The sequence below is a fragment of the Novosphingobium sp. 63-713 genome, from assembly GCF_001898925.1.
Taxonomy (GTDB): Bacteria; Pseudomonadota; Alphaproteobacteria; order Sphingomonadales; family Sphingomonadaceae; genus Novosphingobium.
Map to the genome: position 1 here is coordinate 647,537 of NZ_MKVS01000005.1, position 23,959 is coordinate 671,495.

21 protein-coding genes are annotated in these 23,959 nt (G+C 63.9%); 9 read left to right on the forward strand and 12 right to left on the reverse strand.

The annotated features are described in order from the left end of the window. Nucleotides 1–16: 16 nt before the first annotated feature. From BGP00_RS03665 to BGP00_RS03675, 3 genes are read right to left on the reverse strand one after another with little or no spacing between them, the layout of a single operon-like run. Nucleotides 17–1,549, reverse strand: a complete 1,533-nt coding sequence (locus tag BGP00_RS03665; protein ID WP_292921989.1) for a DHA2 family efflux MFS transporter permease subunit — start codon at nt 1,547–1,549, stop codon at nt 17–19. Then, nucleotides 1,546–2,721 carry an efflux RND transporter periplasmic adaptor subunit gene (locus BGP00_RS03670; RefSeq protein ID WP_246869850.1) on the reverse strand — a complete coding sequence of 392 codons (1,176 nt, stop codon included), beginning with the start codon at nt 2,719–2,721 and terminating at the stop codon, nt 1,546–1,548. Before BGP00_RS03670 ends, BGP00_RS03665 begins: the two co-directional genes overlap by 4 nt. Nucleotides 2,722–2,735: 14 nt before the next feature. Beyond that, nucleotides 2,736–4,169, reverse strand: coding sequence for an efflux transporter outer membrane subunit (locus tag BGP00_RS03675; protein WP_168601375.1), 1,434 nt, complete (start codon nt 4,167–4,169; stop codon nt 2,736–2,738). Nucleotides 4,170–4,268: 99 nt separating this feature from the next. On the opposite strand from BGP00_RS03675, the gene BGP00_RS03680 reads away from it, so the two are divergent. Then, entirely contained in the window at nt 4,269–4,862 is a 594-nt protein-coding gene (locus tag BGP00_RS03680; RefSeq protein ID WP_168601374.1) for a TetR/AcrR family transcriptional regulator, read from the forward strand. Between the two features lie 81 nt (nt 4,863–4,943). Next, on the forward strand, nt 4,944–6,107 hold the full coding sequence (locus BGP00_RS03685) for an MFS transporter (protein WP_292922332.1): 1,164 nt from the start codon (nt 4,944–4,946) through the stop codon (nt 6,105–6,107). Here BGP00_RS03685 and madM read toward each other — a convergent pair. The 3 genes from madM to BGP00_RS03700 are packed head-to-tail and all read right to left on the reverse strand — an operon-like array spanning nt 6,091 to nt 7,891. Continuing rightward, entirely contained in the window at nt 6,091–6,852 is a 762-nt protein-coding gene (madM, locus tag BGP00_RS03690) for a malonate transporter subunit MadM (protein ID WP_292922330.1), read from the reverse strand. The two genes, BGP00_RS03685 and madM, sit on opposite strands and share 17 nt — an antisense overlap. Beyond that, nucleotides 6,845–7,210, reverse strand: a complete 366-nt coding sequence (gene madL / locus BGP00_RS03695; RefSeq protein ID WP_292922328.1) for a malonate transporter subunit MadL — start codon at nt 7,208–7,210, stop codon at nt 6,845–6,847. The genes madM and madL overlap by 8 nt, the downstream gene beginning before the upstream one ends. A 24-nt stretch (nt 7,211–7,234) precedes the next feature. Then, nucleotides 7,235–7,891 (reverse strand): GntR family transcriptional regulator, encoded by a 657-nt coding sequence (locus tag BGP00_RS03700; RefSeq protein ID WP_168601370.1) that lies wholly within the window; start codon nt 7,889–7,891, stop codon nt 7,235–7,237. A gap of 139 nt (nt 7,892–8,030) precedes the next feature. Here BGP00_RS03700 and BGP00_RS03705 point away from each other — a divergent pair, with 139 nt between their 5' ends. Further along, nucleotides 8,031–9,548 (forward strand): malonyl-CoA synthase, encoded by a 1,518-nt coding sequence (locus tag BGP00_RS03705; RefSeq protein WP_292922325.1) that lies wholly within the window; start codon nt 8,031–8,033, stop codon nt 9,546–9,548. 3 nt (nt 9,549–9,551) lie between these two features. Here BGP00_RS03705 and BGP00_RS03710 read toward each other — a convergent pair whose 3' ends face one another. From BGP00_RS03710 to BGP00_RS03735, 6 genes are all read right to left on the reverse strand, one after another. Next, the gene (locus BGP00_RS03710; protein ID WP_292922323.1) at nt 9,552–10,931 is read right to left on the reverse strand and encodes a malonyl-CoA decarboxylase; all 1,380 of its coding nucleotides are present in this window, start codon (nt 10,929–10,931) and stop codon (nt 9,552–9,554) included. Nucleotides 10,932–11,117: 186 nt separating this feature from the next. Then, a complete protein-coding gene (locus tag BGP00_RS03715) occupies nt 11,118–11,897 on the reverse strand; it encodes a TIM barrel protein (RefSeq protein WP_292922321.1) in 780 nt (259 codons plus the stop codon). An 18-nt stretch (nt 11,898–11,915) separates the two neighbouring features. Then, nucleotides 11,916–13,304, reverse strand: a complete 1,389-nt coding sequence (locus BGP00_RS03720; protein ID WP_292922319.1) for an MFS transporter — start codon at nt 13,302–13,304, stop codon at nt 11,916–11,918. Between the two features lies 1 nt (nt 13,305). Beyond that, nucleotides 13,306–14,976, reverse strand: coding sequence for a GMC family oxidoreductase (locus BGP00_RS03725; RefSeq protein WP_292922317.1), 1,671 nt, complete (start codon nt 14,974–14,976; stop codon nt 13,306–13,308). A gap of 13 nt (nt 14,977–14,989) precedes the next feature. After that, a complete protein-coding gene (locus tag BGP00_RS03730) occupies nt 14,990–15,526 on the reverse strand; it encodes a gluconate 2-dehydrogenase subunit 3 family protein (RefSeq protein ID WP_292922315.1) in 537 nt (178 codons plus the stop codon). An 88-nt stretch (nt 15,527–15,614) separates the two neighbouring features. Then, nucleotides 15,615–17,921, reverse strand: a complete 2,307-nt coding sequence (locus BGP00_RS03735; RefSeq protein WP_292922313.1) for a TonB-dependent receptor — start codon at nt 17,919–17,921, stop codon at nt 15,615–15,617. 279 nt (nt 17,922–18,200) lie between these two features. On the opposite strand from BGP00_RS03735, the gene BGP00_RS03740 reads away from it, so the two are divergent. From BGP00_RS03740 to BGP00_RS03765, 6 genes are all read left to right on the forward strand, one after another. Continuing rightward, entirely contained in the window at nt 18,201–18,965 is a 765-nt protein-coding gene (locus tag BGP00_RS03740; RefSeq protein ID WP_292922311.1) for a TIM barrel protein, read from the forward strand. 33 nt (nt 18,966–18,998) lie between these two features. Further along, entirely contained in the window at nt 18,999–20,309 is a 1,311-nt protein-coding gene (locus BGP00_RS03745; RefSeq protein WP_292922309.1) for an MFS transporter, read from the forward strand. A 197-nt stretch (nt 20,310–20,506) separates the two neighbouring features. Further along, nucleotides 20,507–21,529 carry a TIM barrel protein gene (locus BGP00_RS03750; protein WP_168601362.1) on the forward strand — a complete coding sequence of 341 codons (1,023 nt, stop codon included), beginning with the start codon at nt 20,507–20,509 and terminating at the stop codon, nt 21,527–21,529. A 15-nt stretch (nt 21,530–21,544) separates the two neighbouring features. Beyond that, nucleotides 21,545–21,919: a DUF6379 domain-containing protein gene (locus BGP00_RS03755; RefSeq protein WP_168601361.1), complete on the forward strand. Its 375-nt coding sequence runs from the start codon at nt 21,545–21,547 to the stop codon at nt 21,917–21,919. A gap of 67 nt (nt 21,920–21,986) precedes the next feature. After that, nucleotides 21,987–23,201, forward strand: coding sequence for an MFS transporter (locus BGP00_RS03760; protein ID WP_292922305.1), 1,215 nt, complete (start codon nt 21,987–21,989; stop codon nt 23,199–23,201). Between the two features lie 54 nt (nt 23,202–23,255). Then, the gene (locus BGP00_RS03765) at nt 23,256–23,909 is read left to right on the forward strand and encodes a TetR/AcrR family transcriptional regulator (protein WP_292922303.1); all 654 of its coding nucleotides are present in this window, start codon (nt 23,256–23,258) and stop codon (nt 23,907–23,909) included. Nucleotides 23,910–23,959 lie beyond the last annotated feature (50 nt).

Genomic DNA, 23,959 nt, shown 5'->3' on the forward strand with positions numbered 1-23,959 from the left:
CCGACCCCTTTTTGCATCAATGCGCGGCGGCGGTGTCGATCGGCCCCTTGGGCTTTGGCACGAGCCAGACGATCATGGCGGCGGCCACAAAACAGACCGCGATGATCGCGAATATATGGACCGTTGCCACCATCACGCTCTGCCCCTGAACCAATTGGGTCAGCGAGGCGATGGCGCCTTCGTTGCTCTGTCCGCCATCGACCATGCCGTCGATGGTGGCCTGCCCCTGCGGCATGGCCCCGGCAATCGCGCTTTGCGCGCGGGTGGCCTCGTTTTCCCAGCCCGTCTGCACCAGCGAGGTGGCAAAGGCCCCCGCCACGGTGCGCATGAAATTGGACACGCCCGCCGCATTGGCTTCCTCGCCTGGATCGACGCTGGCCATGGCAAGGCCGATGGTGGGGATGAAGAACATCACCATGAAAGGCCCGGTCATCAAGGTGGGCAGAGCCGCCTGCCAGAAGGTGACGTCGCTGTTGAAACTGGTGCGCCATGCGGCAAGACCCGCGAGGCCCATGATGCCGGTGAAGATGATCTTGCGCGGGTCCATCTTGGCCGCCAATTGGCCGACGATGGGCGCGGACAAGACGGCGAACACCCCCATCACCCCGGTGGCATAGCCCGCCCAGGTGGCGGTATAGCCAAGGTTCTGCTGCAACCACAAAGGCAGGATCACGACCGTGGCAAAGAAGGCGCCAAAGCCCACCGAATAGGTCAGCGCCGAGGCCGTAAAGCCGCGATGGCGAAAGATGCGCAGATCGACGATCGGGTTCTTTTCGGTCAGTTCCCAGATCAGGAAACAGGCAAAGCCGATCGCCGCAATCACCGCCAGCGCCTGAATTTCGACCGAGGCGAACCAGTCATGGTTGCGCCCTTCATCCAGCAGGATCTGAAGCGCGCCGACCCAAACGATCAGCAGGCCAAGGCCCACCATGTCGATGGGGGCCTTGACGATCTCGTCCTTGCGCCCGCGCAGCAGCGCGATCAGCAGCAGACCGCCCGCCGTGGCCACCGGCACGCCGATGAAGAAGATCGAGGGCCAGCCCACATTGTCGCACAAAGTCCCGCCCAGCACCGGCCCGACAATAGGCCCGATCAGCGTGGTCATCGCCCAGATCACCGTGCCCAGCACCTGCTTTTCCGGCGGCAGGAGACGCATCATCAAGGTCTGCGCCAGAGGCATGATCGGCCCCCCGCACAGGCCCAGCGCCACCCGGCAGGCCACCAGCATCCCCAGCGAGGTGGACATGCCGCAAAGCGCCGACAGGCCCGCAAACGCCAGATAACAGAAGATGAAAACCCGCTGCGCCCCGAACCGGGCGGAAAGCCAGCCGGTCAGCGGCACCGTGATAGCCTCGGCCACGGCATAGGAGGTGATCACCCAGCTGCCCTGCGAGGCCGAAACGCCCAGCGATCCGGCGATGGTGGGCACCGAAACATTGGCAATGGTGGTGTCGAGCACCACCAGAAAATTGCCCAGCGCAATGGCCAGCACCACCAGCCATAATTGCGCCCCCTCCAGGGGCCGGTCAGGAGAGGTGACCGCGATCATTTCGACACGTCAATATCGGCCGTCATCGACAGGCCCACGCGCAAGGGATGCGCGGCCAGCTCTTTGGGATCAAGCGCCACGCGCACGGGCAGGCGCTGAACCACCTTGATCCAGTTGCCCGTGGCGTTCTGCGCCGGAACCACGGCAAAGGCCGCGCCCGTGCCGCCCGAAAAGCCCACGACCTTGCCATGATAAGTGACCGAAGAGCCGTAGAGATCGCTGGTCAGCGTCACATTCTGGCCGGGGCGCACCTTGGAGAGCTGGACTTCCTTGTAATTGGCATCGACATAGGCCGCATTCACCGGCACCACCGACATCAGGCTCTTGCCCGGCTCGGCGCGCTGGCCCACCTGGACCGAGCGACGCGCGACAATGCCGTCGAAGGGCGCGCGGATAATCGTGCGTTCCAGATCGACCCTGGCCTGATCGCGCGTCGCGCGGGCGGCAAGCACTTCGGGGTTGGTTTCCGGCGTGGTGTTTTCGATCAGCACCCGGTTGGCCTCACGCGTGCCATTGGCGGCCTCGCGGTTGGCCCCGGCCAGCGCCACGGCGGCCTCGGCGGCGCGCAGATTGGCAGTCGCGGTGGCCAGAGCGCTGCGCGCCACGGTCAGTTCCTCGCCCGAAACCGAGCCGGAGGCGGCCAGAGCCTCGCGGCGCTTCATATCCACGCTGGCCTTTTCCAGATCGGCGCGGGCAGCGGTCAGGCTGGCGGCGGCGCGGGTTTCATCGGCGGCGCGCGCGGCAATCTGGGCGCCAAGGCCAAGGTCGGTGGCCGACAGACCCTTCACCCGCCGCTCGGTCAGCGCCAGATTGGCCTCGGCCTTGGCCAGAGCGATCCGTGCATCGGTATCGTCCAGGCGCACCAGCACATCGCCCTTTTTCACCGCCTGCGTGTCGGACACCAGCACTTCGCGTACGGGGGCCGTCACCTGCGTGGTGATCTGCGCCACATCGGCGCCGACATAGGCATTGTCGGTTTCGACATGGTTCGACGCGAACAGCACATCATACGCGCCATAGGCCAGCGCCACGGCGGCAATGCCCACGCCCAGACGGATGAACATCTGCTTGCGCTTTGCCTTGTTGGCGGCATCCTGCGCGTCTTGCGTTTCCATCTCGGGCTCCACGTCATGGTCACGGATACGGGCAATGGTCGAAGTCTTGGAGGTCATGGCGTGAAACTCCTTCAGGCCTGAAAGCCGCCGCCCAGCGCGCGCACCAGCGCGACATCGAGGGCGAAAGCACGTGTTTGGAGGGCAGCCGTGGCACGGCGGGCGGCAATCAATGAATCCTCGGCCACCAGCACATCGAGCACCGTGGCCAGACCGCCGCGATAGCGGTTGTTGGCAACATCCCAGGCCGACTGGGCGGCGGCCTGCGCAGCCTGCGCGCTCGACAGGCGGCGGGTCAGTTCCTGCCGGCTGGTGGCCGCATCGGCAATTTCCTGAAGCGCATGGACCAGCGTGCCGTCATATTGGGCAACGGCCAACGCATAATCGGCCTCGGCGCCATGCTTGCGCGCCGTCAGACGCCCGCCGTCAAAAATCGGCAGGGTGACCGCCGGGCCGACCGAGCCATATTCCGAACCCGATTTGACCAGATTGGACAGGCCCAAAGACTGCAGGCCGATCAGCGCCGAGAGGTTGATATTGGGATAGAAGGCGGCGCGGGCCACCTTGATGCGTTCCCCGGCGGCCTCGGCATGGGCCCGCGCGGCGACCATATCGGGGCGGCGGCCCAGCAATTGCGCCGGGATATTCTCGGGCAGACCGGGGCTGGCCAGATGGGCCACGGCGGGGCGCGCAATCGACAGGCCGCGATCCGGCCCTGCCCCGATCAGCGCGGCAAGGCGGTGACGGCCCAGCGCGATCTGTTCGTCAATGGCGGCCAAATCGCCCTGCGCGCTGGCCAGATTGGCGCGGGCGCGGGCCACGGCACCCTCGTTTTCCAACCCCTGATCGCGGCGCTGCTCGATCAGCGCCAGCGTCTGGGCGCGGATCTTGGCAGCCTCCTGCGCCGCATCCTGTTCGGCATAGGACGCGGCCAGATCGGCATAGGCCGTGGCAATCCCGGTCGAAACCGCCAGACGTGAGGCCGCCGCCTCGGCCTCCGCCGCCGAACGATCCGCCTTGGCGGCGCGCAGCGCGGCGCGGTTCTTGCCCCAGAAGTCGATTTCCCAATTGAGGTTGAGCGAAGCCTGACCCGTCTCGCGCCAGCCCTTGGGGGCAAAGGCGGCGGGGAAGAGGTAATTGTAGCTCTGCTTGGCCAAGCCGCCATCGGCATTGCCTGACAGGCGCGGCAACAGCGCGCCGCGCGCATCGCCCACCGTGGCGGCCGCGGCGGCATAGCGCGCCTGCGCCACGCGCAGATCTGTCGCGCCCTGCAATCCCTCGGCAATCAGCGTCGAGAGCTGCTCGTCCCCATAGGCTCGCCACCAGCCATCGACGGGCCATTGTCCCTGGGTATCGGACAGGCTCTGGCTGGAGGCGAGCATTGTGGGTGCCTTGGGCGCCGGGGATGGGAGGGGGGTGGCGCCCAAGGCGGGCGTGGCCAGCAGGCTGCCCGCCAAAAGGGTCAGGGCTGCTGTGGGGTGCCACGCCGGGGGGAGGAAGCGACTCATTTGCTCACCTTTAAAACCATACTGAACGGTTTAGTTATCGATTTTGCTTGCTTCGTCAAGAGAAAACTGTACAGGTCAGTCTAGAAAAGAGAGGGACACATGCGGCAGAAGACTGATTCTCGCCGCCAATGCATTCTGGAAGCGGCCAAAAGCCTGTTTCGCGAAGTCGGTTTCGGTCGGGCCAGCATGGCACAGATCTCCGCGCGTGTTGGCGGTTCAAAAGCTACTCTTTACAGTTACTTCTCATCAAAGGAGGAACTGTTTGCCTCGGCGATGATCGACGCCATGCAGGAGCAGGGCAACGCCATGATCGATCGGTTGGACCCGGAGGAAACCGATGTCCGCAAGGTCCTCATGCGCTTTGGTGAGGCCTATGTGCGCCTGATCACCAGCAATCAGGCGATGTCCATCGTGCGTACAGCCATCGCCGAAAGCGCCAATGGCAGCAAATTGGGAGCCACGCTTTACCGCCTCGGTCCCAAACAGGGCTGGTGCGATATTGCCAACTATATCGCCGCCGCCATGGAGCGGGGCAACCTGTCCAAAGGTGACCCCCATAAGGTTGCCATGCATCTCAAGGGCTTGCTGGAGGGCGGCATCCTTGTGCCGATGCTGTTTGGCGTAGAGCCCGAACTGGACACCAAGACCATGGTGGCGGACGCGGTGGATGCTTTCCTGCGCGCCTATGGCTAGCGGTGTCATTTGGGCGATGATTATCGTCCGGTTTCGTGTACCGTCCGGTTAAATTGGAGAGGCCCGACCGGAACGGAGATGATGACCCAAGATTCCCCAGCGCGCAGTATCTTCCTCTGCGCGGGATGCACCGCGCTTGCCTATTTTGCGGTCGGCCTGCCGCTGGCGGTGCTGCCGGGATGGGCGCTGAAGCTGGGCTTTGGTCCGGTGATGGCCGGATTTCTGATTTCCGCACAATATGTCGCCACGGTGCTCAGCCGCATCGTGGTGGGGCCGATGATCGACCGTTCGGGGCCGCGCAGGGCCATCGTGCTGGGCTTTGTCTGCTGCCTTGGCGCGGGCGCGACGACGATTGCCGCGCTGTGGATCACCGCGCCCATGGCGGCGATGGCGGTGATGATGGCCTCGCGCATCCTGCTGGGTTTCAGCGAAAGTCTGGTCAGCACCAGCGCGATGGCGTGGGGCATCATGCGGCTGGGCGCTCATCAATCGGCGCGGATGATCTCGTGGAACGGGATCGCCACCTATGCCGCGATTGCGGGCGGCGCCCCGGCGGGCGTGTGGATTTTCGAGCTGGGCGGAGTGACCGCACTGGGCTTGGCGCTGTTGCTGCTGGGCGCGGGGGGACTCGCTTTCGTCTGGCCGCAACCGGCCGCGCGCGTGCCTGCGGCCCAGCGCTGGCCGATGCGCACGGTGTTTGGCGCGGTTTTGCCCTTTGGCGCGGCGCTGGCCATGGCGACGGTGGGCTTTGGGGTGATCACCTCTTTCGTCACGCTCTATTTCAACGCCTTTGGCTGGGGTGATGCGTGGATGGCGCTGACCGCTTTTGGCTGCGCCTTCATCGCCTCGCGCCTGCTGTTCGTGCGCAGCGTGGCGCGCCATGGGGGCCTGTCGGTCTCGGCGGTGTTCATTGCGATCGAACTCGCAGGCCTTGCGATCATGGCCTCCGCGCCCAGCGCGCATCTGGCGATTGCCGGGGCGGCGGTGACGGGCTTTGGCTTTGCGATGGTGTTTCCGGCGCTGGGCGTGCCGGTGATCGAGCGCGTGCCCGAACAGAGCCGGGGCACGGCGCTTAGCACCTTCGCGCTGTTCATCGACGTGGCGCTGTGCCTGACCGGGCCGCTGGCGGGCGCATTGGCCCAGCACGCGACCTATGCCGCGCCCTTTGGCGGCGCGGCGATCGGTGCGGGGTTGGCGCTGGGGATGGTGGCGCTTTTAATGCTGCGGCCTAAACCAGCGCTTTAAGGATCAGGAACAGCACCGAGGGCGCAAGCAGACAGCCCAGCCCGGTATGGAATGTGGCCGTCAGCGCGCCATAGGGCACCAGCTTCTCGTCGGTGGCGGCAAGCCCGCCCGCCACGCCGCTGACCGTTCCGGCAAGGCCGCCGAAGATCATTGCGCTGCGCGGATTGTTCAGGCCCATGAAGCGCGCAGCCATCGGCGTGGTGGCCATCACCAGCACGGCCTTGAGAACACCCGTGGCGATGGAGAGCGCCATCACCGGCGAGGACGCGCCCAGTGCCGCCCCCGTCACCGGGCCGACGATATAGGTGACGGCCCCCGCCCCCAGCGTGGCCAGCGAAACGGCGTCGCGATAGCCAAAGCTCCACGCGATGCCTGCCCCCACGGCAAAGGGCACCACCGTGCCGAGCAGCAGCGCAAAGGCCCCCAGCAGGCCCGCCTTACGCGCCTCGATAGGGTCGACCTCAAAGGCGGTGGCGACAATGGCAAAGTCGCGCAGCATCGCCCCGCCCATCAGCAGCAATCCGGCAAAGGCGGGCACATCGGCCAGCCCCTTCTTGCCCCCGGTGATGATCCCGCCATACCAGGCCAACGCCAGCGCCGCCATGATGGCAATCGCGCTGGCATGGATACGCCCGGCAAACAGCAGGCGCGAGAGCATCGCGCTGATCCACATCAGCGCGCCCACCGCCGCAAAGGCGAGCACCAGCGACTGATCGGCAATGACCTTGTGGGCGATCTCAATCATGATGGGCTCCGGTGGCGCGGCTAAGGACGGCCACAAGACCAAAGCAGATCGCCACCACGACAATCCCGGTCAGCACCGCCATCGGTCCGCCCTCCAGCGCGGCCAGCACATTTTGCTGCGCGGCCATGGCGACAACGATGGGAATATACATCAGCGCCCAGAACTCGACCCCCAGCTTCAGCCCCGGCGTCAGCCGCCCCGTCCGCGCCAGCCAAAGCCGCGCGGCGATCAGCAGCATCATCGCAATGCCCACCCCGCCGACATTGGCCTTTACATGCAGCGCCATGCCCAAAGCCTCGCCCAGCGCCACGCCGATCAGCGTGCAGAGCGCGAGCAGCGCAGTTCCATAGATTGCCATTTGCGTCCCTCTCCCCGGCTGTTTTCAACGTCCGGCGGTAAATCGTTCCAGCGCCAGCGAGGCGTTGAACATATGCGAGCGCATGCAGCGCGCCGCCTCCTCGCCATCGCCGCGCATGATCGCGGCCAGCAATTCGCCATGTTCGGTCCGCGATTTGGCCGGGCGGCCGCCCCCGCGCAATTGCGTGCGCCGAAAGGCCGCCATACGATCGCGCAGGCCCAGCGCCTGTTCGGCGATGAAGGCATTATGGGTGCCTTCATAGATCGTCTGGTGGAAATCCCAGTTCATCCGGTCATAGGCGTCAATATCGCCCGCCGCGACCATCGCCTCGGAATCCTCGTGGAGCTGGGCCAGATGGCTGCGCTCCACCGGGTTCATGCGATAGGTGGCCAGACGCACGCACATGGCCTCGATCTCGGCGCTCATTTCGAACATGTCGATGATGCGCTGGGTGCTGACGCCCGAGACGACCGCGCCGCGCCGGGGCCGCATTTCGACCAGGCCCACGGCGGACAATTGCCGGATGGCCTCACGCACCGGCGTGCGCGAGGCGCCGAAGCGGTCCCCGATCTGCTGTTCGTCCAGCGCGCTGCCCGGCGCCAGTTGCCCGGTGGTGATCTCATCGGCCAGCGCGATGCGGATGCGTTCGGAAAGCAGCAGATTGGGCGTTTCCTCAGACATGATCCATCCCAATCCCACTCGCGTCGCGTGTATGCGATATTTTTCTCATATCCGCTTCTTGCATACACTAGAACCGCAATCAACCATGTTGTATGGGCGTGCGTTCACGGATTCCCAAAATCGGTTCAAGGGACACATCATGGCGCAAGACCTCTTCTCGATCTTCCTCAACCGCAGCATCGCCGCGCCCGATGCGCCCTTTCTGATCCTGCCCGATGGCGGCACGATCTCCTATGCCCAAGCCGTTGCGCGCAGCGGCCAGATGGCCAACCTGTTCCGCGCCTCCGGCGTCAAACCGGGCGACCGTATCGCGGTTCAGGTGGAAAAAAGCGCCGATGCGCTGCTGACCTATCTGGCATCCTTGCGGATCGGGGCAGTCTATCTGCCGCTCAACACGGCGTATACCGCTGCCGAGGTCCGCTTCTTCCTCTCGGACGCCACGCCCGCCCTGTTCATCCATCGCCCCGAGGATGAGGCTGCGATGGCCGCGCTCTGCGCCGACCTTGGCATTGGCGCGCGCCTCACGCTGGGCCAATCGGGCGAAGGCAGCCTGCCCGCCGGCGCCGATGCGCAGAGCGCGCAGGCCGAGATCCACCCGGTGGCGATGGATGACCTGGCCGCGATCCTTTACACATCCGGCACCACGGGCCGATCCAAGGGCGCGATGCTGACACAGGGCAATCTGGCCTCCAATTCGGCCACGCTCAAGGATTACTGGCGCTTTACCGAAAGCGATGTCCTGCTTCACGCCTTGCCGATTTTCCACACGCATGGCCTGTTTGTCGCCACCAATATCACCATCACGGCGGGCAGCGCGATCATCCTTTGCCCCAAATTCGATGTGCGCGAACTGATCCGCCTGATGCCGCAGGCCACCGTGCTGATGGGCGTGCCCACCTTCTATTCGCGCTTGCTGAACGAGGCGGATTTTACCCGCGAACTGGTGGCCCATATGCGCCTGTTCGTGTCGGGTTCGGCCCCGCTTTCGGCCGAAACGCACAAGGAATTTTCCGCCCGCACCGGCCATGCCATCCTCGAACGCTATGGCATGACCGAGACCAATATGAACACCTCGAACCCCTATGAGGGCGACCGGGTGCCGGGCAGCGTGGGCTTCCCCCTGCCGGGCGTCGAACTGCGCATCGCCGATCCCGAAACCGGCGAGAGCCTGCCCCAGGGCGAAGTGGGCGTGATCGAGGTGCGCGGGCCCAACGTGTTCAAGGGCTATTGGCAATTGCCGGAAAAGACCGCCGAGGAACTGCGCGAAAACGGCTTTTTCATCACCGGCGATCTGGGCGTGATTGATGATCGCGGCTATGTCTCGATCGTGGGCCGGGCCAAGGATCTCATCATCTGCGGCGGTTTCAACGTCTATCCGGCCGAGGTCGAAGCGCTGATAGACGCGATCCCCGGCATCGCCGAAAGCGCCGTCATCGGCATCCCGCACAAGGATATGGGCGAAGGCGTGGTGGCCGTGGTGCAGGCGCGCGACGGCGCGCTGGACGAGGCCGCCGTGCTGGGTGCCATCGCGGGCGATCTGGCGCGGTTCAAGCAACCGCGCCGGGTGATCTTCCTGCCCGAACTGCCGCGCAACACGATGGGCAAGATCCAGAAGAAGGCCCTGCGCGAAACCTACGCCGACCTGTTCGCCAAGTAGGCCTTATCCGGCCATGACCTTGGGCCCGGCCGCGCGCCATAATTTGCGCGGCGGGGCCAACAGCCCGTTGATCGCCGCGCCCGCATTGACCACGCGATGGCGGGCATAGGCGTTGTGGTTGCTCTCCACCGTTTTGAGATCATACAGATAATTGACCATCAGCGCGTGCGATTGCGCCATGCCGCGCGCGCTGGTGTCTGCCATCCAACACAGGCGTTCCACCCGCGCGCCATTGCCGACATGGAACCGCGCCACCGGGTCGAGCAGGCGCCCTTCCCCATCGCGTTCGCCCACCAGATAGCGCGCGCCCAGCCGCATCAGATCCGCGCGGCGCGTATCATGCACATGCCATTCGCGCATCGGCGCAACCTCCAGCGCCGCCTGTGCGGCCTCGTCGCCCTGCTCGGCCGCCTTTTTCAGCCAGCGGGCAAAGCCGGGAATGGGCGAGAGCGTGACATAGGTTTCCAGCCCCGGATATTCCGCGCCCAGATCCTCGACCACCTGCTTGATCAGGAACTGGCCGAAGGAAATGCCCGCAAGGCCCGCCTGACAATTGGAGATCGAATAGAAGACCGCCACCTTGGCCCGCACCGGGTCAAGCTCGTCGCGCCCCTGCGCCAGCAGCGACTGGATCGAGGACGGCACTTCCTCACACAGCGCCACTTCGACAAATATCAGCGGTTCATCGCCCAACGCCGGATGGAAAAAGCCATAACAGCGCCGGTCCGAAGGCAGCAGCCGCGCGCGCAATTCGTCCCATGTGGCGATGGAATGCACCGCCTCATAGCGGATGATCCGTTCGAGCAGATCGGCGGGACTCGACCAGTCGATCCGCCGCATCACCAGAAAGCCCCGGTTGAACCATGAGCGCAGCAGATGGGCCAGATCCTGATCCAGCACGCGCAAGGCGGGATCAGTCTTCAGAAAGCGCAACAGATCGGCGCGCATGTTGACCAGCGCGCCCGTGGCCATCGGCGCCTGATTGAGGCGGCGCAGCACTTCCTGACGCGGGGCCTCGGCCGCGCGGGAGATGGCCGCCATATGCAGCGGCGAAGGGTCCGCGTCATAGGCGGCCATCGCGCCCCGAATGGCATCGGCATCGGGCGCGAAACCCTGCGCCATAGCGTTCAGGAAACGGTGCTTGTCCGCCTCCTCCAGCGCGGCATAGGCGGCGAGGATCTCGCCCGCCAGATGGACGCCCGAGGATTGGCTCCGCTCGTCAAGCAGCGCCTGACATTGGGCGATCAGCGCGTCGGGATCGGATGGCGCGGCCGAGGGTTGCCCCGTGGTCCGCGCCAGTTTGCGCAGGCGGCGAAACAGCGTTTCGAGCAGGTCTTTCGCGGGGCGGGCGCGATCATGGGCAGACGAGATAGGGACTGTCATGGACGGACCTTTGGCAAGAGTCGCATTGGGTGTGCGCAATGTATCGCAATTTGCCAAAGCGTATACATGAAAAAGACAAAGCGTATTTTACGTATATCGCTGCAAACCGCCCGGACATGAAAAGAGGCGCCCATCGCGGACGAATGCCCGCCCGATGAGCGCCTCTCCCCGTCCTTGATCTACAAATCAGATCGCGGCCGCTAGTTCCCGGATATATTCCAGCGCGGCCGCTGTGGAAGGCACGGTGGGGTTGCATTCCACCCCGATCGCGCCCGCATAACCGGCCGCGCGCAGCAGGCCCAGCATCGCGGCCCAGTCAATCGCGCCCGACCCCGGCTCGCCCCGGCCCGGCGCGTCGGCAATCTGGGCGTGTTCAATCAGGCCGATATGCTGCGCCACTTGCTCGGCGGGATTCTCCCCCTCGACCACCGAGTGATAGAGATCATAGAGCAGACGCACATGGGGCGAATTGACCGCCTTGATGACGTTCACCGCGTCAATCGTCTGGCTGAACAGCACACCGGGATGATCGACGCGGGTGTTGACCGGCTCCAGCATGGCCACCACGCCCAGTTCCTGCGCGATGGGCACGATGCCCGCGACCCCCTCGGCAACGATGTCCAATTGCATCGCCCGCTTCATATAGGGCACGCCCGGCCCGGAACCCACCACCACGCGGTTGCAGCCCAGCGCCAGCGCATCTTCTGCGGCGCGGCGAAACAGGTCGCGGAAAGCGGCATGGGTATCGCGCTCGATCAACCGTGTGCGCGGGTCGGCCAGCACCGAGATCAGCGCCACCCCATGATCGCCCAGCGCCCGCCCCAGCGAGGCCAGATCGCGCCCGGCGGTGGTGAACATCTCGGCCTTGGCAAAACCGGCGGCGGAGGCGGCGGCAATGCGATCCTCCAGCCGCTCGCCCGCTTCGTGGAACATATATTCAAGATTGACGGAGATTTCGTAAGCCATAGAAAAACCTTTCCAATATCAGAACAGGCGCGCAGGAAGCCGCAGCGCCAGAACCACACAGATCGCCAGCATCGCATCAATCGCCCCCGCCGCCGCCAGCGCGGGAAACGCATGACCCCATGCGAAATAAAGGCTGCCCACCAGCGCCACACCCAACGCGCTGCCCAATTGCTGGCTGGTTTTCAGCAAGGCGCTGGCCGCCCCCGCATGGTCGCGCTCAACCCGCGAGACGACAATGGGGCCGATGCAGCCGCTGGTCATGCCCATGCCCGCGCCCGACAGCACCAGCAGCGCGCCGATCACCGCCCACGGCCATTGCGCCAAGGTCGCGCCATAAAGCACCGCCGTGCAGGCCGGCAGCATCAGCCCCGCCCCGATCACCAGCACCCAGCGGCCAAGCCGGGGCAGGAAATTGCGGCTCATCACCCCGATGCCGAACATCGCGCCAAAGCCATAGGGCATATGCAAAAGCCCGGTGAAGAGCGGGCTCTGCCCCCGCTCGGCCTGAAGCGCGAAGGCGAAAACCAGCAGGAAACCGGCCCCCGCCGCGGCAAAAACCACCGACAGCGCCAGCCCTTTGCGAAAGGTCGGAATGGTGAAAAGCGCCGGGTCGAACAGGGCCGAATCCCCCGCCCGGACGCGCCGCGCGACATGGCGCCACGCCGCCCAGCCCAGCGGAGCAGCCGCCAGCAGGGTCAGGAAATGGAGCGCCCCGCGCCCCGCCTCGCCCGCCCCGATCAGCGGCCAGAACAAAGCCGCCATCGCCAGAGCGAACAGGCCCATGCCGACAAAATCATAACCCGCAGGCCGCCCCGAACGCGCTTCCGGCAACAGCATCAGCCCGGCGATGACCGCCCCGATCCCCACCGGCAGATTGATGAGAAACACCGCCCGCCAGCCAAGGTCAAACAGATTGGCCTCGATCAGCATCCCGCCCAAAATCGGCCCTGCAATCGCGGCTAGCCCGCCGATGATGCCAAACATCGCCATGCGCGACACGCGTTCGAGCGGGCTGAACAGCACCTGCACCATCGCCATGGATTGCGGCGCCATGATCGCGCCGGTCGCCCCCTGCATCAGCCGCGCGGCGACAAGACCCGTGCCGGTCGTCGCCATGCCGCAGGCCGCCGAGGAAAGCGTGAAGCCGATCACTCCCACCACGAACATCCGCCGATAGCCATAGGAATCGCCCAACCGCCCCCCCGCCATCAGCAGGAGCGCAAAGGCCAGCGAATAGCCCGCCACGATCCATTGCGAGGCCCGCGCATCGGCGCCAAGGCTGGCCTTGATCGAGGGCAGCGCGGTGTTGACGATCGTCATATCGACGATCTCCAGCACCAGCGCGATAACCAGCGTAATCAGCGCCAGCGTTTTTTGCCGGGGCGAAAGGTCGGCCGGATTGCGCATCTTAAATCCGCCCCTCGCGCAGCATGCCCACCGCCGCATGGGCCGCCCGCGCGGTCAGCGCCATATAGGTAAGCGAAGGATTTTGACACGCGCTCGACGCCATCTGCGCGCCATCGGTGACGAAGAGATTGGCGATGTCATGCGACTGGCTCCATTGGTTCAGCACGCTGGTCTTGGGATCATGGCCCATCCGCGCGCCGCCCATTTCGTGGATCGCGGTGCCGCCCGGCCCCGGATGGTCAAAGCCCATGATGACCTTGCCGCCCGCCGCCGTCAGCATTTCGGCCGCCTCGGCCTTGGCCTGCGCCAGGGCTGCATGTTCCTCTTTGCCAAAGGCGAAATCGACCTTGAGTTGCGGCAGGCCGTTGGCGTCGGTTTTGTTCCGATCCAGCGTCAGGCGATTGGTCGCGCGCGGCACGCAATCGGCAAAGCCCACCAGCACCATCCGCCACGGGCCGGGGTGGCGCAGCTTTTCCTTATAGTCCGCGCCGATGCCCGCCATGCGGTTGCCCTGGGTCCATGTGCTTTGCAGCGCGCCCCCCTGAAAGGAAAAGCCGCGCGTGTGGCCGATGCCGTCCATCTGGTCCATGTTGCGATAGCGCGGGATGACGACCCCGGTGGGCCGGTTGCCGAAACTGGTGTGGGTTTCAAAGCCGGGCATCAGTGCGGCGGCCGAGAGCGTGTTGGCATGGTCCATGATATGGGTGCCCAAGGTGCCGCTGCTGTTGGCCAGACCGCCGGGCGCGGAATTAAGCAAGATGTGGACCGAGTTGAACGCGCCCGCATTGAGGAACACAATCCGCGCGCTGGCGGTCTGGCGCTGTTTCTTTGCGTCGATGTATCGCACGCCGGTCACGCGCTTGGTCGCCGGATCATAATCCAGCGCCTCGACCACGGCATCGGTGATGACGGTCAGATTGCCGGTCTTCATCGCTGCGGGCAGGGTGGAGGATTGCGTCGAGAAATAGGCGCCATAGGAACAACCCCGCGCGCAGAGCGAGCGATATTGGCAGGGCGCGCGCCCTTCTTCCGGCTTGCCCTCGGTCATATTCGCGGTGCGCCCCACGGTCAGGCAGCGTTCGGGCCAGCGCTTGGCAATTTCCGCGCGGACATGGGTTTCGACCGCGTTCAATCCCATCGGCGGCTGAAACTGGCCATCGGGCAATTGCTTCAGGCCTTCTTTGGCGCCCGACACGCCGATGAAGCTCTCCACCTTGTCATACCACGGCGCGATGTCGGCATAGCGGATCGGCCAGTCGGTGCCATGGCCATCGCGCGCATTGGCGCCAAAGTCATAGTCCGACCAGCGATAGCATTGCCGCCCCCAGGTCAGCGACCGCCCGCCCAGTTGATAGGAGCGGAACCATGTGAAGCGCGTGTCTTCGCCGGTCTGATAGGGGTTTTGCGCGTCATTGACGAAATTGGGTTGGGTAAATTCGGTGAAATGGCGGTTCAGACGCTGGACCGCATAGTCGCGGTCATACAGGTCGCTGTCGCCATGACCGCGAAAGGGCATGTCCCATGGCATCTTCATTTCGGTGGTGTAATCCTGCTGATGCCGGATCTCGCGCCCGCGCTCGATCATCAGCACTTTAAGGCCCGCCTCGGTCAGTTCCTTGGCCGCCCAGCCCCCGGTGATGCCCGAGCCCACCACGATTGCATCGAAATCCATCGCCTCGCCCTCCTTAACCGAAATCCACCGCCGACCAGTCGCTGGAAAAGGCGCGGTCACCGGGTTTGAGCGGCAGGTCCGGGTCCCATCGGCCCGGCACATGAACATATTGCAGCTCTTTCGAGCCGCCGGTTTCGGACGTGTAATAGCCCAGCAGAATGAGGCGCTTGATCGCAAGCCACGGCTTGGCCGCCGCGTCTCCGGCAAAGGCGCGTGCATCGAGCGCGGCCAGCGCGGCGCGGCGTTTGGGCAAGGGCTGAGCCAGAAAACCCGCGCCCAGCGCCGTTTTCAGCCATGCCGCATGGTCAAACCCCTTGGTCCCCTCCAGCCCATGGTCCAGCGCCAGCAGGACGAAGACCCCCACGCCCACCTCGCCTGCGCCCGGCGTCGTGCTGCGCGGGATCACCAGTTGCGCCACTTCGCGCAGCAAAGGCTGATAGGGACTGGGCGCCAGTTTCGCGCCGGCGGCGGCCACCGGCGCCACCGCCATCAGCAGCGCCATTCCGGCCATGAATTCCCGGCGCGCCATCGGGCTTTCGATCTTGGGCATAAGGGGGATGCTCCGGATTAGAACAATAGAGGTGGCCCCATGCGATGGAGCCACCCCAAGAATTCAGGCCATAAGCCTATGTTTCAGATCAGAAATCCACGCCCAGCCGGACGCCATAGGTGCGCGGCGGGGTGAATTGGAAATTGTAGATATTGGCCACGCCCGGCACCACCGTGTTGCCGGCATAGGCCAGCGAGCGGTAATCCTCGAGATTGCGGACAAAGGCCTGAACGCTGAACCGCTTGCTTTGCGGCTTATATTCCAGGCTCAGGTCGGTCTGGGTGCGCGCATCCTGACGCGAGGAGGCATAGTTGTAGAAATCGAGGTAATAGTCGCCCTTGTACCGGCTGAAGGCCGAGAAGGTCAGCGTCCCCGCCGCCCCCAGACGGAAGATGTGATCATAGCCCAGCGTAATCACCACATTGGGCGATTGCGGCAGGCGATTGCCCTTGAGATTGGTGGTCAGCGGCGTGGCCGAACTTGCACCAATATCATAGGAGGCCACGCTGGCGGTGAAATCGGTGTATTTGGCATGCATCAGATTGGCCGAGCCGGTGATCGTGTCATCATCGCTCAGGCGCAGCGTGGTTTCCACTTCCAACCCATAGATCTGCGCCTTGCCCGCGTTGAACGTCTGGGCGCCGATGGCCGGATTGATCAGCACGTCATTTTGCAGATCCTTGTAATCATAATAGAAACCGGCAAAATTCAGGATATGGCGGCCCAGCCTCAGCTTGGCACCGCCTTCATAGGCCGTGTTGGTTTCCGGGCGGAACGCCGTGCCCGCGCCGTCAAAACCGCCCGCCTTATAGCCGGTCGAAACCTTGCCATAGATCAGCGTGGCGGCATTGGGCTTGTAATTCAGCCCCGCCAGCCAGGTGAACTTGCTGCCCGAATATTTGAGCGGCGTGGTGCTCGAGGGCTGGTTGGTCAGCTCGATGGGGCCGCTGCCAAAGGCGAAGGCGTAATTGGTGAAGGCCGCGTCGCGGTCATCCTGCGTATAGCGCCCGCCCACCACGGCGGTCAGCGTATCGGTCAAGGGCACTTCGGCCTGGCCAAAGGCCGAAACGCTCTTGGTGTTGGTGGGGTGGCGGAAATAGTTCACATAGGAACCGGTGGCGCCGATGAAGGGGGAATAGAGCCCGCCATTGGTGCCCAACTGTTCATAGAAATAGAACACGCCGCCCTGCCATTGCACGCCATGCGTCAGGCCGTTGAGGCGCAGTTCGTGGCTGTTCGTTTTCACCGTCCCGCCGAAATTGGTGAAATAGAAAGCGGGCGATAGCGAATTGCCCCCGGTGTTCTTGGTGGTGCGATAGCCGCCCGTATAGGTCAGCGTGGCAAAGCCCATGTCATAGGCCAGCCGCCCGCGCACGGCGGTCGAAATCTGGTGCAGGCTGCCCACGCCGATCAGCGGCGAATTGTAGGTCGAGCGGTCCTTGCCGGCCAGAACGTTGATATTGGCCGGAACGCACGAGACCCCGCCCGTACGCGTCGCCGCCACGGTCCAGCCATTGCCGCAGGAAGTGGTGCTGGTGCCCGGATTGTTGCCCGCCGCGGTCATGTCGGTCCACATCTGGGCGGCCGGGATGATGTTCTGTTCGACATGCTCGACCGCACCGTCCATCGTCAGGCCGTTGACCGGCTTCAGACGCAGGCTGATGCGGCCTCCGCCGGTGTTGTCGGTGTCCGACCGATTGGCGGTTGAAGGGGTGAAGGCCGAGGTCGGGCTGAAGGGCGTGTTTGGGTGATAATTATACCCGTCATGGCTGCGATAAAAGCCCGCCACGCGCACCGCCGCGCCTTCGCCCAGCACGAGATCCGCGCCGCCGTCGACCAGCACCGAATTGAAATTGCCATAGGAGACCGAGCCGTTGAAACCGGTGTGGTCGCCCGGCTTGCGGGTGATGAAATTGACCGCGCCGCCGGTGGAGTTGCGGCCATAGAGCGTCCCCTGCGGGCCGCGCAGCACTTCGACACGGTCAATGTCGAAAATGGCAGCGTTCAGGATGGTCGGGCGGTTCAGATATTCGCCGTCGATATTGACGGCAATCGACTGATCCTGCGCCTCATTGTTGGTCAGCGAGCCGACGCCGCGCACGGTGACGCGGGTGTTGTTGGTGTCGCTGGTGATGTTGAGCGCGGGCGAAACCTTCTGGACCGAGGTGAAATCGGTCACGCCCTGCGCGGCCAGCGCGGCGCCGGTGACGACCGAGATGGCGATGGGAACGTTCTGGACGTTTTCCTTGCGGTTTTGCGCGGTGACGATGATTTCGCGCGCGTCGGGTTCGGCGGATTTCCGGGCCTGGGCGTTTTGGTTTTGTGCAAGGGCCGGGGTCACGCTCATCAAAGCCCCGCCCGCCAGCAGAATGGGCACAATCTTCCTGTAGGTCATTGGTAATCCTCCCTCTTTTGTAATCTGTGATTTCTTGATGCCGGAGGCCGGATGGGCGGCCTGTCCGATGAATCACTAAATTAGAATTATGGTTATGATCCATCCCGACGGGCTGTCAAGAATAATAATTCTAATTTCTCTGGATGCATTTTCATAAATGCCGTGAATGGCCAGGGCCGGACGTCAAAGCCGGTTGCAATGGTAGCGCAACCTCTATAACAATAATCATCATTCTAATTATAAACCGCATTCAAGCGGCCCCGTACAGTGGAGAGAACCATGAACCTATCCCCATGTATCGAATGGCATTTTTCCGATTCCGGGGATCTGGCCGACCGCCTTCGCGCCGCCGCCAAGGCCGGATTCGCCAGAGCCGAATTCCATCTCTGGCGCGACAAGCCGATGGCCGAGATCGGCGCGGCACTGGCCGAAACCGGCGTGAGCCTGACCGGCATCTGCGTCGATCCGCGCCGCAGTATCGTCGATCCGGCCCAGCATGAGGAACTCTTCGCCGCCGTGCGCGAAAGCATCGAGGGCTGCAAAGTCATCGGCTCGCCCCCGATGATTGTCGCCTCGGGCTTCATCCGCGAAGGCGTCAGCGCGCAGGAGCATTTCGAACAGGCCGTCACGGCGCTCAAAACCATCGCCGCCATGGCGCAAGATGCGGGCGTCATCCTGCTGCTCGAACCGCTCAATGACCGGATCGACCACCCCGGCATGTATCTGGTCAGCACCACGCTCGGCCTTGATCTGATCGAGGCGGTCGGCAGCCCCAACCTGCGCCTGCTCTATGACGTCTATCATTCGCGCGTGATGGGCGAGGATATGGCAGAAGTGCTGAAGGGGCGGATGCATCTGGTCCATCATGTGCAGGTGGCCGATTATCCGGGCCGCAACGAGCCGGGCACCGGCACGATCGACTGGACCGAAGTGATCGCGACGCTCAAACGGCTGGGCTATCAGGGCGATATCGGGCTGGAATACCGGCCGACAATGCCCATCGAGGCTTCACTGGCAAAAAGCCGGGAAGCTCTGGGGGTCTGATCCCCCATCACCGAAACCAGGGGAGAGGTGCCGGTGGCCAATATCACAGACCAACCAACCATGACCGAGCGGATCAGCTACGGCATGGGCGATATGGGAACCAGCCTCGTCTATAATATGGCGAGCGGGTTTCTGCTCTATTATTACACCAATGTCGTCCACCTGCCCGCCACATCGGTGGGCACGGTGTTTCTGATCGCGCGGATGCTGGATGCGGTGATCGACATGGCCGTCGGGCTGGGCGTGGACAGGACGCGCAGCCGGTGGGGGCGCACGCGGCCCTGGTTCCTGTTTGCCGCCCTGCCCTATGCGATTGTCGCGGTGCTGCTGTTTCATGTGCCCTCCGGCTCGCAAAACGCGCAGGTCATCTATGCCTTCGTCACCTTCAAGGCGCTGGGCATCCTGATGTCGCTACAGGCGATCCCCTATACCGCGCTGATGCCGATGATGACGCGCGACACCGCCCAAAGGCTCAAGCTGAGCGGGATGCGTTCGGTGGGGACCTCGATCTCGGTGGTGCTGGGCACGGCGGCGACCATGCCGCTGGTCGGGATTTTCGGCGGGGGCGACGAGGCGCGCGGGTTTCAGGCGGTGGCGATGCTGTTTGCCGGGATCGGGCTTGTCGCCACCATCGCCCTGTTCCGCAATTGCCGCGAACGGCATGAGGATCACGCCAGCCCCTCCTTCGCCATCCTGCCCGCGATTGGCCAGATGCTGCGCAACCGGGCGTGGCTGGTCTGTTTCGGCTTTTGCCTGCTCTATTTCGTGCGCTTTGGCATGATGATGTCGGCCACGGCCTATTTTGCCATCGATGTGCTGCACCGCCCATGGATGATTTCGGTGATGCTGCCCGCCGTGTCGGGGATGCTGCTGCTTTCCTCCTTTGTCGCGCCGCCCATTCTGGCGCGCACGGGCCTGCGGGCGGGCAGCGCGGCCGTATTGGCCGCCGCGATGGTGCTGTTTGCCCTGCTGCCTCTGGCCGAGGCGCATGTGGGGGCTTTTCTGGCGCTCTATATGCTCGCCTGCCTTGCCACCTCGATCACGATCACGGCGGCCTTCACGATGATTGCCGAAACGGTGGACTATCATCAGGCGCATTTCGGGGTCCGGCGCGAAGGGCTGCTGGCCTCAGGCATCAGCCTGTCGACCAAGGTGGGCATGGCGATCGGCACGGCGGCCTTCGCCTATTTGCTGGGCCATGTGCATTACCAGCCCGGCGCGGTCAGCGCCGAGGCGCAGGCTGCGATCCGCTATGCCTATTACGGCGGAGCGGTGGCGCTGCTGGGCCTGCAAACCATCGTCACGCTGTTCTGGCCGATGGGCGCAAGGGAGAAGGAAGCATGAAACGCCATCTCGGGATGGCGCTGGCGGGCGCATCGATAATGGGCTTGACGGCCCCCGGCGAATATAGGAATAATGATTCTAAATAGGGCGCAAAAGCCCCAGGGGAGAGAGAATGCCGTCATGACCGCCCGCCGGCCATGATCGCATCGCTTCAGCCTACCCGCTCCAACGAAACGATGGAACAGACGGAGGTTGCTGTGAGCAGCGCAATTCTAAGGGGCGTCAGCCTCTATTCCTATCAGAACGAGACCTTTCAGGGCAAAATGAGCCTTGAGGACTGTATCCGCACCAGCGCGGCGCTGGGCGCAAAGGGCATCGAGATCATCGGCGAGCAGACCTTCTGGGGCTGGCCCGAATGCGGCGTGGCGCAGGAGGATGTCGACAATTGGCACCGGCTGATCGCCAAATATGACTGCACCCCGGTCAGCCATGATTTCATGCTGGATTACAAGCGTTACAAGGGCCGCGAAATGCCCTTTGACGAGCAGGTCGCCAGCGTGAAGAACGACATCGACTTTGGCGCGCGTCTGGGCATGAAATTCATCCGCGCGCTGGTGTCGATTGATCCGGCGGTGCTGGTGGCCGCTGCGGATTATGCGCAGGAAAAGGGCATCAAGATCCTGATCGAGGTCCATGCACCGCTGCATTTCGACCATCCCTGGATCATCCGCCACGCCGAAGCCTTTGAAAAATCGGGCTCGGACGCGCTGGGCTTCCTGCCCGACATGGGCATGTTCCTCTTCAAGTTTCCGCCCGTGTGGAAGGAGAAGTTCATGCGGATCGGCGTGCCCAAGGCGATCGCGGACTATATCGAGAAAGCCTATGAGGACCGCGTGCTGTCCGAATATGTGATCCTGAACGTTGCGCAGATGGGCGGTACCGGCCCTGCCATCGCCATGGCCGAAACGCTGCGCCACAATGCCGCGTTTGAGCCGAAACGGATGCTCGATTACATGCCGCGCATCCACAATATCCACGGCAAGTTCTATCAGATGGACGAGGATTATGTCGAACCCTCGATCCCCTATGACGAGATCGTGCGTGTGCTGAAACAGGGCAATTATCAGGGCTATATCTGCTCTGAATATGAGGGCAACCGCTGGATCGAGGATGCGCAGGAGCCGGATTCGGTCGAACAGGTCCGCCGCCAGCAGGTGATGCTGGCCCGCCTGCTGGGCGAGAGCGTCGAGCCTTCCCTCAACACCACTGTCGCGGCCTGAAAGGAACCCAAGCCCATGATGGACAACAAAATGATCGTCGAAGGCAGCCTTCAGCGCGAAGATGGCGGCTTTTCCTTCCTTGGCCGCCTGCCCTATTATCGCGGCCTTGGCCTTTCCATGATCGAGGACATCATCGTCTCGGTCGATGGCGAGGCCATCCCGCGTGAGGCGATCCGTTTCTGCGTGCGCGGCCGGACCTATACGCTCGACAAAATGGAAACGGTCTATGACAACCGCTGGAATTTCGGCGAAAAGGCGCGGATCATCGCGCTGAACGGCGGATTGCCTGCGGGCAACCATGCCATCACTTTCGCCGTGCGGATGCGCGTCTCCTATCTGCCCTTTGTGCCCACCACAAAGGACACCAAGCAACTCGCGATGGCCGCATGAGCCATGGGGCGGCGGTGAGGCGATCACCGCCGCCTTTTTCTTTCAAAGACCGGATGAGGCAAGCCTGATGCTCTATTTGCGCCAATTCTATCGCGGCCTGACCCTGAAGCCGCAGGGTTTCACGATGATCGTGGCGGGCTTTCTGCCGGTCTTTGCCATTATCGCGATGTTTCCGGTGGTGGCGGCCATCATCGCCCATTTCAAGGATCTGCCCGATGCGGCGATCCGGGTGCCCGCGATGGTGACGGCGCCGGGCTATGCCATCGCGCTGCTGGCGCCCTTTGCCGGGGCGCTGGCGGATCGCTATGGGCGGCGGCCGCTGCTGCTGGCCTGCACGCTGGCCTATGGCGTGGTGGGCGCGGCACCTTTCCTGATGGAAAATCTGGACGCCATCATCGCCTCACGCATCCTGCTAGGCGTGTGCGAGGCAGGCATCCTGACCATCGTCAACACGCTGATCGCCGATTATTGGGATGATGACGGGCGGCGCAACTGGCTGATGCTGCAAGGTCTGGTCGGGCCGTTCTTTCAGCCTCTGGTGTTCATTCTGGTGGCAGCCGTGGCGGCGGTGCGGTGGAACGGGGGCTTCCTCGTCTATCTGGTCGCCTTTCCCATCTTCGTCTCGATGTATTTCTTCCTCTTTGAACCCAAAGTGCCCAAGCCGGAAAATCCCGTCGCCAGCCAGCCTGCCGAAGCCTTCCCGATGGGCGCGGCGCTGGCCGTGGGGGCGCTGACGCTGTTTGCCTCGGTGCTCTATTACGTGTTCATCGTAAATGGCAGCATCGCCTGGCACGAGGTGGGCCTGAGCGACCCGATGGCGATCAGCAAGGCCACCTTCGTGCCGAGCTTCTTCATTCTGGCCGGATCGGTACTGTTCCGCATCCTGTCGCGCTATGGCAATGCGGTGCAGATTGGCGGCTTTCTGGCGATGCTGGGGCTGGGACTGGCCGGGATCGGCATGGCGCACAATGTGCTCTCGATGCAGGCCGCGCTGATCGTTCAGCAGATGGGCGCGGGGATGGCGGTTCCGGCGCTGATCGCATGGGCGCAGTCCAAATTCTCGTTTGCTCACCGTGGGCGCGGCATGGGCATCTGGACCAGCGCCTTCTTTCTGGGGCAGGCCATTTCGCCCATCATCGTCGGCTTTGCAGCGCAGGCTCTGGGCTCGATGCAGATGGCCTTTCTGGCCGGAGGCGGGGCGGCCTTGGCCGGCGCTGTCATCTGCGGCCTGCTGGCGATGCAGATCGGCAAACCGGCGCTTCAAAAGCCGTTTGGCGCCTAGGGCGATTGGGGTTATGGGCCATGGTTTCCGCCGGTCCCACGCAGGTTGCCCTTGATGTCCGAAGAAACCCCCGCCCCTCCCCTGCCCCTCAGCCGCGCGCCTTTGCAGGGCCGCAGCAAGGCCTCGCTGGAGCGGATGCAGGCCACCGCGCGCGAATTGATGCTGGAGCGCGGCAATGAGGACTTCACGCTTCAGGAAGTGAGCAGCCGGGGGCAGGTTTCCATCGGCTCGATCTATCTGCGTTTCGAGGGCAAGGATGCGCTGGTGCGCGCGGTGCTGGTCCAGGCGATGCAGGACCTGCGCGATGCCGAGGACGCCATGCTCGAACGGCTGTTGCGCCATTGCCGGAACATCGGCGAATTTGTCGAAAACTACATCGCCGATTATGCAGAGGTGCTGCGTCTTCATGCGCCGCTGCTGCGCCTGGCCATGTTGCGCGCGCAGCAGGATGTCCAGATTTCCGGCCTTGGCAAACAGGCCGCCGATGATGCTGTGGCCGCCTCGATGCGGGCCTTTCTGGAATATCGCGCGGAAATCGGCGGAGATGACCCCGAATTGCGCGCCCATTCGGCCTATCAGATCATCTTTGCCACGCTGGCCCGGCGGCTCAGCCTGGGTTCGACCAGTGAATCAAGCCCGACGCAGGACTGGGACAGTCTGAAGGGCGAGCTGGCGCGCATGTGCACCGCCTATCTGCGTTCGGCCTGACACGAAAAAGGGCGGCGGGTGATGCCCCCGCCGCCCCTTCGATTGTCCGG